Raw genomic sequence first — 15,636 nt, forward strand, 5'->3', positions numbered from 1 at the left:
TGATGAAACGAATTAGTTTATTGTTATTATTATTTTCAATAGGTCTTTCAGGTCAAATTCTTTTTGAGGATGATGCATCTATAGCAGGACTTACTGAACACACTGGTTCAATTGGTAATGGCAATGGGCTAAGTTTTGTAGACTATGATGGTGATGGTTGGGACGATATCACCTTACCATCTGGAAATGGAGTCCCCTTACGATTTTACAAAAATTATAATGGTTTTTTTGTTCAAGAACTGTTACTAACTAATCAAATTACCTACCAGACTAGAGGTGTATCATGGGTAGATTTTGATAATGATGGTGATAAAGATTTGTTTGTGATTAGCGATACAAATGGAAATAGGCTTTTTAAACAAAAAGAGACTGGTTTGTTTTCGAATATTACTACTAGTGCAGGTTTACCAGAAGACAATTTAGAAACTTATGCAGTAACATGGGGAGATATAAATAATGATGGTTGCTTAGACTTATATTTGTCTAATCGAGTTAGCGCCTATGCTGTTTCCAACTATTTGTTTCAAAACAATTGTGATGGCACATTTACAAATGTAACCGACTCTATAGGATTAGCTAATACACCGGCACTTACTCTTTGTGCTAGTTTCTTTGATTTTAATAATGATGGCTGGCAAGATCTTTATGTATCAAATGACAAAGAATTTCCAAATTTTCTTTATAAAAATAATGGTAACGGTACATTTACAGATGTTAGCGCGGAATCTGGAACAGGCATTATAGTTGATGCAATGTCAGTTACTATAGATGATTATAATTCCGATGGATATTTTGACATTTACATAACAAATACCCCAAGTAATGCGGGTACAACCACTACCGATGGTAGTGTACTGTATAGAAATAATGGAGACGAGACATTTACCGATGTGGCTATTTCAACTGGAACTCAATTAAATAGTTGGTCTTGGGGCGCCAATTTTTTGGACGCAGAAAATGATGGTGATTTAGATTTATATGTAAGTTGCTCCTACATTTCTAGTGACGGTTTCCCATCATTCGCATTTTATGAAAATGAATCATTTGAAACATTCTCTACTCCAAGTAATATAGGGTTTGAGAATAATCAATATCGTAGTTATGGCAGTGCCATAGGTGATTCAAATAATGATGGTAAAACAGATATAATAGTAATAAATAATCTAAATACATTACCAAATCTATGGAATAATAAGTCTACTTCACTAAACAATTACCTTTCAATCAATTTAATTGGGACACAAAGCAACAAGGATGGTGTGGGCTCTGTAATTGAAATTTCGGTAGAGGGCAATAAGCAATATCGATACGTTATTAATGGAGAAAGTTATTTGTCACAAAATTCGTTTAAGGAAAATTTTGGTATAGGAACCAATGACATCGTAGATTATGTAAAAGTGAAATGGCTCAGTGGAATCGAGGATGTTTTTTATAATGTTATGGCAAATCAAACGCTCAATATAGTAGAAGGTATAAGTTTATCTATCGAATCATTAGATAAAGAAGAAGTTTTTAAAATATTTCCTAACCCAGTAAGGGAACAATTAAATCTCAGTGCTAGATTTCCCATAATAAGTTTTAAAATTATTTCATTAGTAGGTGAAGTTCTTTTGGAGAAAAAGGATATTAATAAAAGACAATTCACTTTAGAAATTGACAATTTATCTAATGGAGTTTATTTCATTAATGCCAAAGACACAAATGATAATCACTTGGTTCTAAAATTCATTAAAAGTTGATTTATAATTTGAGAATCTCTTCATTTTAAATATTTATTATTCAATACAGTTAATCGATGTTTATTGATTTTTAACGATTTACTTTAATCTTGTGTTAAAGTTTTTAAATAATAATATATTTTTAACAGTATACTAACTTAAAAAAATTCTTACATGAAAAAAATTACTTTTTTGCTTATGGCTTTAATGTTGTCATTTATAGCAACAGCTCAATCCACTTGTACCGATAATTTTACGACATCAGGAACAGATGCAGGCCCGACTGTCCTGACTATAAATTCTGGCGATATATCATGTTTTGGAAGCAATACTCCAACAAGTATGCAATTGACTAATTCTGCCGGAAGTTTAGCAAGTACCAATTGTGATACAAGTACAGGAACATCGTATTATGTATTTACTTTAGCAGTAAGTGGAGGAACTAACGATGGCTTATCAGTTACTGGCTGTGGTGCTGAGTTTGATGGAACTGATATCACAGGTTTTACATCCTTGACAATAACATCGGCAGATACTGATGCTTTTGAAGATTCAGTCACAATAACCATTGATGTTGAAGTAACATATCCAACTCCATCATGTACATCTCCTGCAGCTACTGCTTCAGTGGTAGAGAGTTGTCCTACTTATAGTGTAGATGTTGATATAACTGATTTAGGTGATGCTTCTTCTGTTGCGATAACAAATGATGCTGGTGTGGCAGCTACAACAGGTATTACCGCATTGGGTGTTGTAACCGTGGGACCATTTGATCAAGGTACACCTGTTAATTTAACCTTAGAGCATGAGCAAGATGGTTTATGTAGTGTACCTTTAGGGTCATTTGCAGATACTTGCCCACCGCTAAATGATATTTGCTCCGGAGCAATTGATGTAGCTTGTGACGAAACTGTAACTGGAGACACATCAGCAAGCAGTGTAACAGATACTGTTGGTAATTCTTCAGCAGATTTATGGTATTCTTATTCAGGTGCGGCTGGGGACATTACGGCGAGTCTGTGCGGTTCTAGCTATGATACTAACGTTAGAGTTTATGATTCTTGTGGAGGTACACAGATAGCTACTAATGACGACGCATGTGGCACAAGGTCTGAGGTTACATTTACTGCAGATGGTAGTTCTACATATTATATAGCTGTAGAAGGATACAGCACAGCGGAAGGTGCCTTTACAATGACTTTAACTTGTTTAGAGACAGTACCACCGCCTGCAAATGACGCATTTGCTGATGCTGAGGCTTTGGTTACCGGAGTGGCTACCTCAGGCACTACTGCTGGCGCTACAGAAAACTTAGCAGATGAGAAACCATCTTGTGATCTGTTTGGAAATATTGCTGATGTTTGGTATACCTACACGCAGCCTGCAAATACTGATACAATGATTATTACTACCTCTATTTCTGGTACGTCTTCTGAGGCTAATTGTGCAGTATATTCAGCAGGAGAACCGATTCTTGCGGAGAACCAAGTTGCTTGTGGTGACGAGGGTCAAGCGTCAGGTGAAATGTTAGAGTTTGCAGCTACACCAGGTACAACCTATTATATTAGAGTTTGGAGTGATGGTGCGTTGCCACCAGTATCGGGTAGAGTAGAAGGAACATTTAATGTAACTGCAGATGCTGCATTATCAACTGATGAGTTTGACAATCCAGCTGTATTTACCTATTACCCGAATCCGGTGAAAAATACATTAACATTAAATGCTCAAAATAACATTGAGGATGTTAGAGTGTATAATATGCTTGGTCAAGAAGTAATGAATGCGCAGCCACAAGCTGTAGATAGCGATATTGATATGTCGAGTTTAGAAACTGGTACATATTTCGTTCAAGTTACAATTGCTAGTATCACAAAAACGGTGAGAGTAATTAAGCAGTAACTGAAATAACTATAATTTTGAAAAAGCCGTTTGAAAAAACGGCTTTTTTCTTTTTATAAATTATTCTTTTATCTTAGTAAAAATTGCGTTATGACGATGCGGTATGTAATTTTAATACTCTTTTCAATTAATCTATTATCTGCCCAAGTAGCATTTGAGGAAAGTGCGCAACAATTGGGTATATCAATTAACTGTGAGTACACCTTTCTAGGCAATGGTATTACTTTTTTCGATTACGATAATGATGGCTTAGATGATATAACGGTTGCTACGGCCTTAGGTGACCCTATTTACTTCTACAAAAATATTAATGGCAATTTCGTATCTCAAACTCTTAATATTTCTAATAATAATGCGAGGAATAAACAGATTAATTGGGTAGATATTGATAATGACGGAGATAATGATCTTTTTATAACAAGTGATAATTCAGGAAATCGATTATTTGAAAATTTAGGTAACATGATTATGTCTGAGATAACGGATACATCAGGCATGTTATCAGATAACTTTCCATATTACGGAGCTTCTTGGGGAGATTATAATAATGATGGATTCTTAGATGTATTTATTTCAATTCGCGATCCTTTAATCCCTAATTTATTGTATAAGAATAATGGTGATCGCACATTTACTTTAGTTAATGTTGAAGCGGGTCTTGAAACCACAGGATATATGTCTTTCTGTTCTGCATTTTTAGATTATGATAATGATGGAGATCAAGATATTTATGTTGCAAATGATAAATATGCTAATCCCAATTTAATGTATAGAAATAATGGTGACGGAACATTTACAGAGGTTGGGGAAATTACAGGTACAGATGTAAGTATCGATGCCATGACAGTCACTGTAGAAGATTTTAATTATGATGGATGGTTAGATATTTATATTACCAACGATCCTATGGATAGTGTGTTATATGTAAATAATGGAAATGGGACCTTTACAGATATGGCCCAATCCTATCAAGTAACGTTTAATAGTTCGGGATGGAGTGCGGTTTTTTTAGACGCAGACAACGATAGTGATTTAGATCTTTATGTGAGTGGAGAGGGCAATGGTACAGCTTCACCAATTATGTCTTCTGCGTTTTATGAAAAGGTGAGCAATTCTACTTTTCAGCTCAATAATAGTGCAGTTCCCAATGATTTTGCATTTAGTTATGGTAATGCCTTGGGGGATACTGATAATGATGGTTATCCTGAGATTGTTGTAAATAATATTGATCATGAAAATGTATTTGTATGGAAAAACAATACCAATACGTCTAATAATTGGTTAAAAGTAGAGTTAGAGGGCACTACAAGCAATAGAAATGGTGTAGGATCATTTATTGAAATTTCAATTAATGGCAACAAACAATACCGCTATACGTGCTTAGGTGAAGGATATTTGTCACAGAATTCAGGAAGTGAACAATTTGGACTTGGTTCGGCAACATCAATAGATTATGTTAAAGTAAAATGGTTAAGTGGAATAGAGGATACTTATTATAATGTTACTGTTAATCAATCTTTAAAAATTGTTGAAGGCGCTTCGTTATCCATAGATGAGTTTAATGCTTTTGAATTAAAGTATTTTCCAAATCCAGTTACGGAGACCCTTAATATCGAAGCTCAGGAAGTTCTTGATGAAATCAATGTTTATAACATCCTTGGCGAGAAACTTATTAGTGAAAAACCAAAAAACGTTTACTACCGATTGAACACATCTAAACTCTCTTCAGGTATTTATAAAGTTGAAGCCAAATCGCTAAAAGGAGTTAATGTTTTTAAGTTTATCGTAAAATAGTGAAGCAATTACTTTCCATACACGCTAATTTAGAATACTGCAAAGTATCGTGCATTTTATGCTTATTTACCACTACAGTTTTTGGACAAGTCCAGTTTGTGGAGAATGCGAATGAACTTGGTGTAAATGTGAATTGTGATTATACTTTATTTGGTAATGGGATTTCATTTTTTGATTATGATAATGACGGTTGGGATGATATAACTGTTGCTACCGTTGATGGCTCACCTATACGATTTTTAAAAAATATTAATGGGAATTTTGTTGCTCAGACTATTAATATCCCAAATAATACAGATAGAAATAAGCAAATAAATTGGGTAGACATTGATAATGATGGTGATAATGATTTGTTTATTACTAGTGATAATGCTGGTAACCGTTTGTTTGAGAATCTTGGTAATTTGATTATGTCTGAGATTACTGATACATCAGGAATGTTATCAGATAACTTTCCATATTATGGTGCCTCATGGGGCGACTATAATGGAGATGGATATCTAGACGTATTTATTTCTGTTCGCGACCCTTTAATTCCTAATTTGTTATATAAGAATAATGGTAACCGCACCTTTACTTTAGCAAATGTAGAAGCTGGATTAGAAACTACTGGTTATATGTCCTTTTGCTCAGCATTTTTGGATTATGATAAAGATGGTGATCAAGATATTTATGTTTCAAATGACAAATATGTGAACCCAAACTTAATGTACAGAAATAATGGTGATGGTACTTTTACTGAGGTAGGGCAGGAAACTGGATCTGGTGTGTATATTGGAGCGATGTCCGTAACAGTAGAAGATATTAATGATGATTCTTTTTTGGATATCTATATTACCAATGATGATAATGATAGTGTGCTTTTAGTTAATAATGGAGATGGCACATATTCAGATTTGGCACAATCACAGCAGGTCACCTTCAACAGTAATGGTTGGGGTGCAGTTTTTTTAGATGCAGATAATGATAAAGATTTAGACTTATATGTGAGTGGTGAAAGTGATGGCACTTTGCCACAATATTTATCTTCTGCATTTTATGAAAATATTGATCAGTCTTATTATCAGTTAAACAATGAAGCTGTACCAAATGATTTTGCCTATAGTTTTGGAAATGCTTTAGGTGATACCGATAATGATGGATATCCTGAAATTGTTGTAAATAATATAGATCATGAAAATATTTTTCTTTGGAAAAATACGAGTATCACAGATAATAACTGGTTAAAAATAAGGCTAGAAGGCACTATAAGTAATAGAAATGGTGTTGGATCATTTATAGAAATTTCAATTAATGGAAATAAGCAGTACAGATATACCTGTTTAGGAGAGGGTTATTTGTCTCAAAACTCAGCTTCTGAACAATTCGGACTTGGTTCAGATACTGTTGTAGATTACGTAAAAGTTACTTGGCTTAGTGGATTAGAAGATATTATTTACGATGTCCCGGCAAATCAATCAGTAAAAATTGTAGAAGGTTCTGCGCTTTCAATCGATGAATCGGATAACATGACTTCAGTTAAAGTATTTCCAATACCTGCAAAGGATATTATTAATTTCAATTCCTTAAACACTATCGACAAGGTAGAGGTTTATAACGCTTTAGGTCAATTATTACTTCTTAAGTTACCAGTTGCTCATGACTTTAGTATTGATATATCTAATATTGATAAAGGGCATTATTATGTAAGGATGTATACGCAAGATCAAATTGAAACCACTAGGTTTATAAAGCGTTAGTGTTTCATTGAATTCAACAAACTTAATTCATGCGGAAATTATTAATCATATTAGGATTTGCATTCGTCATTAATTTGTACGGTCAAGTCGCTTTTAATAATGAAGCACAAGAATTAGGAATAGAGGTTCTCTGTGGCAACACGCTTTTTGGAAATGGTATTTCATTCTTTGATTATGATAATGACGGTTGGGATGATATTTCCATTGCTACGGCTAATGGTGACCCAATCCGCTTTTTTAAGAATATAAATGGTAACTATATAGAGCAAAGTTTAAATATCCCAAATAATAACTGGAAGAATAAACAAATAAATTGGGTAGATATAGATAACGATGGAGATAATGATCTATTTGTAACCAGTGACAATCAAATAAATCGTCTTTTTGAAAACTCAGGAAATATGGTTATGACAGATATAACCAGTTCCTCTGGTATGCTTAATGAGGTGTTAATTACTTATGGTGCTTCTTGGGGAGATTATAATAATGATGGTTATCTCGATGTGTTTTTAAGTAATAGAGACACCTTAATACCAAATGTGCTTTACAAAAATAATGGCAACAATACATTTACTATAGTTAATAATGAAGTCGGATTAATAAACACTGGTACGCTATCATTTTGCTCAGCTTTTATTGATTATAATAAAGATGGATACCAAGATATTTATGTTGCAAATGATAAAGTACAATATCCAAATACGATGTACAAAAATAATGGAGATGGTACATTCACTGAAGTAGGCGCTCTAACAGGAACAGATATTACCATTGATGCTATGTCTGTAACTGTAGAAGATTTTGATTCTGATGGTTGGACAGATATATATGTTACAAACGATGTTGTAGGAAATGTTTTTTTAAAGAATAATGGAGATGGTACTTTTAGCAATATCGCTACATCTACCAATACAACCATGAATAGTGTAGCCTGGGGAGCAGTATTTTTAGATGCCGAGAATGATGGTGATCTAGACTTATATGTAAGTGCAGAGCATGACGGATCTGTAACGGGTTATTTATCCTCCGCATTCTATAATAATGAAGGTGACCAGTTTGATTTGGATAATACGGCAGTTCCTGATGACTATGCGATTAGTTATTCCAACGCCATCGGAGATGTTGACAATGATGGACTGGCTGAGGTTATCGTTAATAATATTAATCATAATAACATATTCCTTTGGAAGAATAATACCTCAAGTATTGCCAATTGGTTAAAAGTTAAACTTGAAGGTACCATCAGTAATAGGAATGGTATAGGCTCACTTATCGAAATTTCAGTAGATGGTGAGAAACAGTTTCGATATACATGCTTGGGTGAAGGGTATTTATCTCAAAACTCTGCAAGTGAAATTTTTGGGCTAGGAGAGGCCTCTGTAATTGATTATGTTAAGGTAAATTGGTTGAGTGGTATAGAAGATGTTTATTATGACATTCCAATTAACCAAAGCTTAAAAATTGTTGAAGGATCATCTTTGTCCATAAATGATTATTCAAATTCCAAATTTAAAATTTACCCAAATCCAGCAAATGATATACTTCACTTGACTTTAGAAGAAAATGACTTCAGTATAAAAATTTTTAATCTGCTAGGCTCCGAAATTAGAGATTATCAGACCAATGTGAACAATAAGACTGTTGATATTTCGAATATCAAAATAGGAGTTTACATCATAAAAATCTTTAGTGGTAAAGAGAGGGAAATTATTAAGTTTATTAAAAAATAAACATTAAGGTTTAGTTACCTTTGCCTCGTATGGAGCAATTGTCTTTTTCATTTATTATCCCTGTTTATAACAGACCGGACGAGATAAAAGAGTTATTGGATAGTTTTTTAAAAATTCCTGGTAACTATGAAATTGTTATTGTAGAAGACGGTTCCACAGAACCATCTGAAAATGTAATTCAGCAATACAAGGAAAAACTAAATATTTCCTACTACTTTAAAGAAAATACAGGTCCAGGTGATTCTCGCAATTATGGTATGCGAAAAGCGAAAGGAAATTACTTTATCATTTTAGATTCTGATGTTTTATTGCCAAGTAACTATTTGGTTGAGGTAAAGCAATTTTTAGAAAATAATTACTTTGATTGCTATGGAGGGCCAGATTCAGCACACGAGTCCTTTTCTAACCTGCAGAAGGCTATAAATTTCTCCATGACATCTGCCATAACTACAGGAGGAATAAGAGGAGGAAAGAAGCAGGTAAATAAATTTCAACCTCGAAGTTTTAATATGGGAATTTCGAAACGAGCTTTTGAACAATCCGGTGGTTTTGGTTCAATTCATCCTGGAGAAGATCCAGACCTTTCATTACGATTGATTAAGCTTGGATTTCAAACAGCCTTGATTCCAGAGGCTATTGTGTATCACAAAAGAAGGATTTCTTGGCAAAAGTTTTACAAGCAAGTAAATAAGTTTGGTATGGTAAGACCAATTTTAAATTTATGGCATCCTAATTCGAAAAGTATAGTGTATTGGTTTCCATCTATATTCTGCGCAGGTCTAGTTTTTTCTATTGCTTTGGCCTTATTAAGTATAACCAAGCTTCCTTTAATTTTATATCTAGCATATTTTTTAATTGCTTTTACTTTATCTTTTGTCGTAAATAAGAATTTCATTATTGCATTACAATCAATAATTGCTATCGCAATTCAATTTTTTGGTTATGGTTATGGATTTTTAAAATCTATGTTTTATATAGTACTTTTAAATAAAGTACCGAAGGAGGTGTTTCCTCATTTGTTTTTTGAAAAAAAACATGTTTAAATGAAATCAGTAATCTCAAATTTTCTTCGAAAGAAAAATGCGAAACGCTTTAGTCTATTCTTTGCGTTGGCCTTTGTTTTTTTGATTTTTTCTAAACTATCAAACGATTACAACCAAACTATTAAATTAAAAGTAGAGATTAACAATCTTGATGAGGAGATTATTATTGAAAATGACTCACTAAATATTCTAGAGGCCGTAGTTGAAGCAAAAGGCTTTACTCTAATTCCTTTTTTGTTCAATGACTATAAGACTATTAAAGTAGATGCAGATAAAGACATGACTGTAAGGGCAGATGACTATATTTTTGACGTTACTAAGCAAAAGTATCTGATAGAAAACCAACTAGGAAATTCTTATAAACTGTTATCCATAAAGCCAGATACACTTAATGTCAAATACTCTAAAATGGCATTTAAATATGTAGATGTGATGGTTAGTAGTAATTTACAATTTAGTCTTGGTTATGATTTACTTGGAGACTTAGTAAAAGATATTGATAGTGTAAAACTCATTGGCGCACAGTCCAAACTAGATACCATTACACGTATTGAAACCAATTTACTTGAGCTAAGTGATATTAGTGCGGATATAGATCAAGAATTAGGTTTTAAAACATCCTCTTTAAAAGATATTCAGATCGTACCAGAAAAGACAGTTGTAACAGGCAAAGTAGCGAGGTTTACGGAAGGTTCTATAGATGTGCCTGTAATTATAAAAAATACACCAGTGGGTACAAATATTAATTATTTTCCTAAGGCTGTAACAGTGTCATTTTATGTAGACTTAAATAGATATAATAATATTAAGCAGTCGGATTTTAATGTAGAATGTGACTTCAACGCTATAATTGAAGGACAGCAGTATTTAACCCCAAAGATTACTGAAAAACCAGAATTTGTTAAACGTGCGACTATTAAGCAAAAGCGCGTAGATTTTATTAAAATTTAAAATGATTATTGTCGGGATTACAGGAGGCATAGGTAGTGGTAAGACCACTATTGCAAAGCATTTAAACGCACTTGGCGTTCCATTGTACGTGGCAGACGATGAAGCAAAAGCTTTAATGAATAGGTCTAAGGTAATCCGTAGAAAGCTCACAGCTATTTTTGGTGAAAATGCTTATAAAAACGACGAGCTTAACCGAACATTTTTAGCTAAGAAGATATTTGCAGATAAATCTATGTTGGCTAAAATGAATGCTATTGTCCATCCAAAAGTGGCCTCTCATTTTAAGCGTTGGCTAAAAAAGCAAAAGGCACCATATATCCTTAAAGAAGCAGCAATTATATTTGAAAATGGATTGCAGGATAATTATGATTACATCATTACTGTGGTTGCCGACAAGGATTTAAGGATTGAGCGTTTGCTAAAACGCGATAATTCAAATAAAGAAAAAATACTAGCCATAATTAATAATCAATGGCCAGATTCAAAAAAAATGGAACAATCAGATTTTGTGATCACCAACAATAATCTGAATTCGGCACTTCTCGATGCAGAAAAAATACATCAGAAAATACTTAAATTATCTTCTAAGTAAGGCGGTATCCTTTTGTTAATGTAAGGTTAAACATAATTTGAGCTAAATGTTAAAATGTTAAATTTGACTGATGGGTAAAAAGCTATTCGTCTTGTTGGTGGTATTAATGAGTCTTTCACTTATTGGTATCATTTTTGTGCAATCATTTTTTATAAACAATAGTTTACAAAATGAGGAGAAGAATTTCACACTAAGTGTGAAGAGAGCATTGAGTTTCGTTTCAAGGGATATTGAAGAAATGGAACTTAGAAATTCGCTTATAAAACTTCAGCCATTTTTAAGTAAGGATCAAACACCCGATTCTACTGTTTTAAAACGATTGTTTATAGCGACAGAAGACGATATTAACGATAAGACCATTGTTCATAGAAATACGGTTTTAGAGGAGCGATTTAAAGTACCCTCATTGTTCTTTGAAATTGATGCTGACAGTTTTGCTATAAGTAAAAGGTCTAATGAGCGTGTTACAGAAATTTATAATAACTCTCAAATCGATGGTAACAATACCATTGCACCGAGTGAGCGATTAATTCAATATTCTTCTATGCCTGCATTAGATAGGCAAATGTATGAAGATACCTTTAAGGATATGCTAAGGGATATCCCTATTTACAAACGTGTTACTGCTATACAGGTAGAAACATTATTAAATAGAGAATTAAAGGATGAAGGTGTAAACTTAGATTTTGAATTTGCTATATATGATGATGATTTAGCTACAAAAGTGCAGAGTGAAAACTTTGAAAAGGAAAATGCCTATGGTGTTTATATTTTTCTTGATAATAATAATGAAAGTAGTTATAAATTATGGGTCGATTTTCCTGATCGCAAGAAATACCTTATAGATTCAATATTATGGATGATTGTGCTGTCTGTGGTGTTTACCAGCGTGATAATATTGGCATATTCTAGTGCTATTTATCAGTTAATTCGTCAACGACAAATCTCACAGATAAAAACGGACTTTATCAATAATATGACGCATGAGTTTAAAACACCAATTGCGACTATCAATTTGGCTTTAGACTCTATTAAGAATCCAAAAATAATAACGGACGAAGAAAAGGTGAAGCGCTATTTAAGAATGATTAGAGATGAAAATAAGCGCATGCATGCTCAAGTCGAAAATGTCTTAAGGATATCCAAACTTGAAAAGAACGAACTTAATATTAGCAAAGAGCGATTAAAACTTCATAATCTTATTGAAGACGCAATAACACATATAGAGTTGATCGTAGAAGATCGAAAGGGTTATGTAAAAACCCATTTCGGTGCTGTTAAGTCATCAGTATTAGCCAACGAAACACATTTCACAAATGTTATCGTTAATATATTAGATAATGCAGTTAAGTATTCAGATGAAGCGCCAAAGATTGACGTTTATACTGAAAATATTGGAAATCATATAATACTAAAAATTGCAGATCAAGGTAATGGAATGTCAAAACAGGCTGTTAAGCGTGTGTTTGAAAAATTCTATAGGGAACATACAGGAAACGTACACAATGTAAAAGGGCATGGATTAGGATTAGCGTACGTAAAACGAATAGTAGAGGACCATCAAGGTCATATATCAGTAGAGAGTGAAAAAGGAAAAGGTAGTACATTTATTATAAGGCTACCATTAATATCATAAAAACGAATTATGGAAGAACAAAACAAAAAGATTCTTTTGGTTGAAGACGATCCGAATTTTGGAACTGTTTTAAAAGATTATTTAATGATGAACGATTACGATGTTGTCCATGCCAAAAATGGAATGGAAGGTTTTGAAAAGTTCAAAAAAGACGATTACGATCTTTGTATTTTAGACGTAATGATGCCTTATAAAGATGGATTTACACTTGCTAAGGAAATAAGAGAAAAGAATACAGATGTACCTATTATATTCCTAACGGCTAAGGCTATGAAGGAAGATGTTTTAAAAGGTTATAAGGTTGGAGCAGACGATTATCTCAACAAACCTTTTGATAGTGAGGTGTTATTAATGAAGATTAAGGCTATTATGCAGCGTAAGGCAACCGATACTGTTGCAGATAGCAAGCAATTTGAATTTAAAATCGGACGATTTGATTTAAATTCTAAACTTCGTTTTTTAAAATTTGATGGAGGAGAGCCAACAAAATTATCTCCTAAAGAAAATGAATTACTGCGTTTGCTTGCACTTCATGAAAATGACTTAATGCCGAGAGAATTGGCACTTACTAAGATTTGGAGAGATGATAATTACTTCACTTCTCGAAGTATGGATGTATACATTGCCAAATTACGTAAGTATTTGAAACCAGATCCAAATGTTGAAATCCTCAACATTCATGGCGAAGGATTTAGGCTTGTAATAAATGCAAATGACTAAAATATAAAACTAGCTATTCAGCTGGTTTTTTTATTTCATTTTCTATAAATCTAGCGATTTCTAGATAATCTGTTTTATAGTCAAACCAATGAATACCTTTGTCTTTTCTGAACCAAGTTAGTTGACGCTTGGCAAAGCGTCTTGTATTTTTCTTTATTTCTGAAATTGCAAAATCAAGACTTATTTCACCATCAAAGAATCGAAAAAGTTCTTTGTAACCAACCGTATTTAGTGCATTAAAGGTTCTGAAAGGGTAGAGTGTCTTAGCTTCTTGCACTAGACCATCATTTATCATTATATCTACGCGTTGATTTATTCTATCATAGATAATTTCTCTTTCAGCTATTAGTCCTATTGATATAGTTCTAAAAAAACGTTGTTCTTTGTCTTTCTTTAGATAGGAGCTGTATGGATTACCAGTACCTAAGCATATTTCTAGTGCTCTTATAACTCTATGCGGATTGTCAATAGAGATTGTTGAATAGGCTACTGGGTCTAATACTTTTAATTGGTCTTGTAAGATCTCTAAACCTTCATCATTTAATTTTGTATTCAATGATTCCCTTATCTGTGGATCTACATTAGGAAATTCATCAAGACCTTTGACTAGTGCATCGACATATAGACCAGAACCACCTACTAATACAGCAATATCTTTTTTAGAAAATAGATTTTTCAATGTTTTAAGTGCTTTTTTTTCAAAGTCACCAACACTAAAATTTTGTTTAATGGATATATCTTGAATCAAATGATGCTTTGCAGAGGCCAATTCAGATTCTGTAGGCACTGCCGTGCCAATACTCATTTCTTTATAGAATTGTCGAGAATCAGCAGATAATATTTCTGTATTGAAATGGTTGGCAAGTTTAACACTTAAAGAGGTCTTTCCAATACCTGTCGGACCTACAATAGATATTAAGATTGGCTTATTCATACTTCAACTCACAACCACACTTATGGCAATATTTTGCACCATCTTGATGATATTCGGTGAGGCAATTAACACAACATTGTGTGTTTAAGTTCAAATTTGATAATTGCTCTAATTCTTCGTCACTGTATTTTTTCTTTCCTCCACTAGCTTTTGTATATTCTGCAGATACGATTCCTGTAGGAACAGCTATAATACCATATCCCAATATCATAATAAATGTCGCGATTAATTGACCTAAAGGTGTCGCTGGAGCTATATCACCAAATCCTACCGTAGTTAAAGTAACAATACACCAATACACACTTTTTGGGATATTGGTAAAGCCATTTTCTTCACCTTCTACGAGATACATAATGGTTCCAAATATCACAGAAGCAATAAGTACAGCAAAAAGGAAAACAGCAATTTTTGCTCTACTCGCTTTAATAGCATTTGCCAATTGGTTGGACGCACCTAAATATCTCGCAAGTTTTAATATTCTAAAAACACGTAGCAGTCTCAAGGCACGAAGTGCGGCTAATGCTTGTGCACCACCTAACATTAGAGAAATATATTTTGGAATTGTAGATAATAGATCAACAATACCATAGAAACTAAGTATATACTTAACAGGTCGTTTTACAGATATTATTCTTGCTATATATTCAATAGAAAATAAAATAGTTATAACCCACTCAGAAACATCTAAAAAGGTGTGGTATTTATCATCAAAACTCTTGACGCTTTCCAACATTACAAGAACTATACTGGCTAATATGGCAATAAGAAGGATTACATCAAATAACTTACCAGCAGGTGTATCTGCCTCATAAATCACTTCATGTAATTTTGTACGCCAAGTATGTTTTGTAGTAGGTTCCATTATTCAAATCTACAAAAA

The 15,636-nt window shown here is 33.2% G+C and carries 12 protein-coding genes; 10 read left to right on the plus strand and 2 right to left on the minus strand.

Annotation, left to right across the window (positions count from 1 at the left end; genetic code table 11):
- Positions 1-2: 2 nt before the first annotated feature.
- The 10 genes from ACRHOC_RS05040 to ACRHOC_RS05085 all read left to right on the plus strand — a co-directional run bounded on the left by ACRHOC_RS05040 (position 3) and on the right by ACRHOC_RS05085 (position 13,822).
- Positions 3-1,739 (plus strand): FG-GAP-like repeat-containing protein, encoded by a 1,737-nt coding sequence (locus tag ACRHOC_RS05040; protein WP_431157501.1) that lies wholly within the window; start codon positions 3-5, stop codon positions 1,737-1,739.
- Positions 1,740-1,892: 153 nt separating this feature from the next.
- Positions 1,893-3,617: a T9SS type A sorting domain-containing protein gene (locus ACRHOC_RS05045; RefSeq protein ID WP_431157502.1), complete on the plus strand. Its 1,725-nt coding sequence runs from the start codon at positions 1,893-1,895 to the stop codon at positions 3,615-3,617.
- A gap of 90 nt (positions 3,618-3,707) precedes the next feature.
- Entirely contained in the window at positions 3,708-5,411 is a 1,704-nt protein-coding gene (locus ACRHOC_RS05050; protein WP_431157503.1) for an FG-GAP-like repeat-containing protein, read from the plus strand.
- Positions 5,411-7,150 carry an FG-GAP-like repeat-containing protein gene (locus ACRHOC_RS05055; protein WP_431157504.1) on the plus strand — a complete coding sequence of 580 codons (1,740 nt, stop codon included), beginning with the start codon at positions 5,411-5,413 and terminating at the stop codon, positions 7,148-7,150. Before ACRHOC_RS05050 ends, ACRHOC_RS05055 begins: the two co-directional genes overlap by 1 nt.
- A 29-nt stretch (positions 7,151-7,179) precedes the next feature.
- Complete coding sequence (locus ACRHOC_RS05060; RefSeq protein WP_431157505.1) at positions 7,180-8,880, plus strand: FG-GAP-like repeat-containing protein; 1,701 nt, start codon at positions 7,180-7,182, stop codon at positions 8,878-8,880.
- Positions 8,881-8,909: 29 nt separating this feature from the next.
- The gene (locus ACRHOC_RS05065; protein ID WP_431157506.1) at positions 8,910-9,923 is read left to right on the plus strand and encodes a glycosyltransferase; all 1,014 of its coding nucleotides are present in this window, start codon (positions 8,910-8,912) and stop codon (positions 9,921-9,923) included.
- On the plus strand, positions 9,924-10,874 hold the full coding sequence (locus ACRHOC_RS05070) for a hypothetical protein (protein WP_431157507.1): 951 nt from the start codon (positions 9,924-9,926) through the stop codon (positions 10,872-10,874).
- A gap of 1 nt (position 10,875) precedes the next feature.
- Positions 10,876-11,466, plus strand: coding sequence for a dephospho-CoA kinase (coaE, locus tag ACRHOC_RS05075; protein ID WP_431157508.1), 591 nt, complete (start codon positions 10,876-10,878; stop codon positions 11,464-11,466).
- Positions 11,467-11,536: 70 nt separating this feature from the next.
- Positions 11,537-13,102 (plus strand): sensor histidine kinase, encoded by a 1,566-nt coding sequence (locus tag ACRHOC_RS05080; protein WP_431157509.1) that lies wholly within the window; start codon positions 11,537-11,539, stop codon positions 13,100-13,102.
- A gap of 9 nt (positions 13,103-13,111) precedes the next feature.
- Positions 13,112-13,822, plus strand: a complete 711-nt coding sequence (locus tag ACRHOC_RS05085; protein ID WP_431157510.1) for a response regulator transcription factor — start codon at positions 13,112-13,114, stop codon at positions 13,820-13,822.
- Positions 13,823-13,835: 13 nt separating this feature from the next.
- On the opposite strand, the gene miaA is transcribed toward ACRHOC_RS05085, so the two are convergent.
- Together miaA and ACRHOC_RS05095 are read right to left on the minus strand one after the other, a co-directional pair.
- The gene (miaA, locus tag ACRHOC_RS05090) at positions 13,836-14,756 is read right to left on the minus strand and encodes a tRNA (adenosine(37)-N6)-dimethylallyltransferase MiaA (protein ID WP_431157511.1); all 921 of its coding nucleotides are present in this window, start codon (positions 14,754-14,756) and stop codon (positions 13,836-13,838) included.
- On the minus strand, positions 14,749-15,618 hold the full coding sequence (locus ACRHOC_RS05095; RefSeq protein ID WP_431157512.1) for an ion transporter: 870 nt from the start codon (positions 15,616-15,618) through the stop codon (positions 14,749-14,751). The genes miaA and ACRHOC_RS05095 overlap by 8 nt, the downstream gene beginning before the upstream one ends.
- Positions 15,619-15,636: the final 18 nt, after the last annotated feature.

It is taken from the genome of Winogradskyella poriferorum (assembly GCF_050618035.1).
Classification (GTDB): Bacteria; Bacteroidota; Bacteroidia; order Flavobacteriales; family Flavobacteriaceae; genus Winogradskyella; species Winogradskyella poriferorum_A.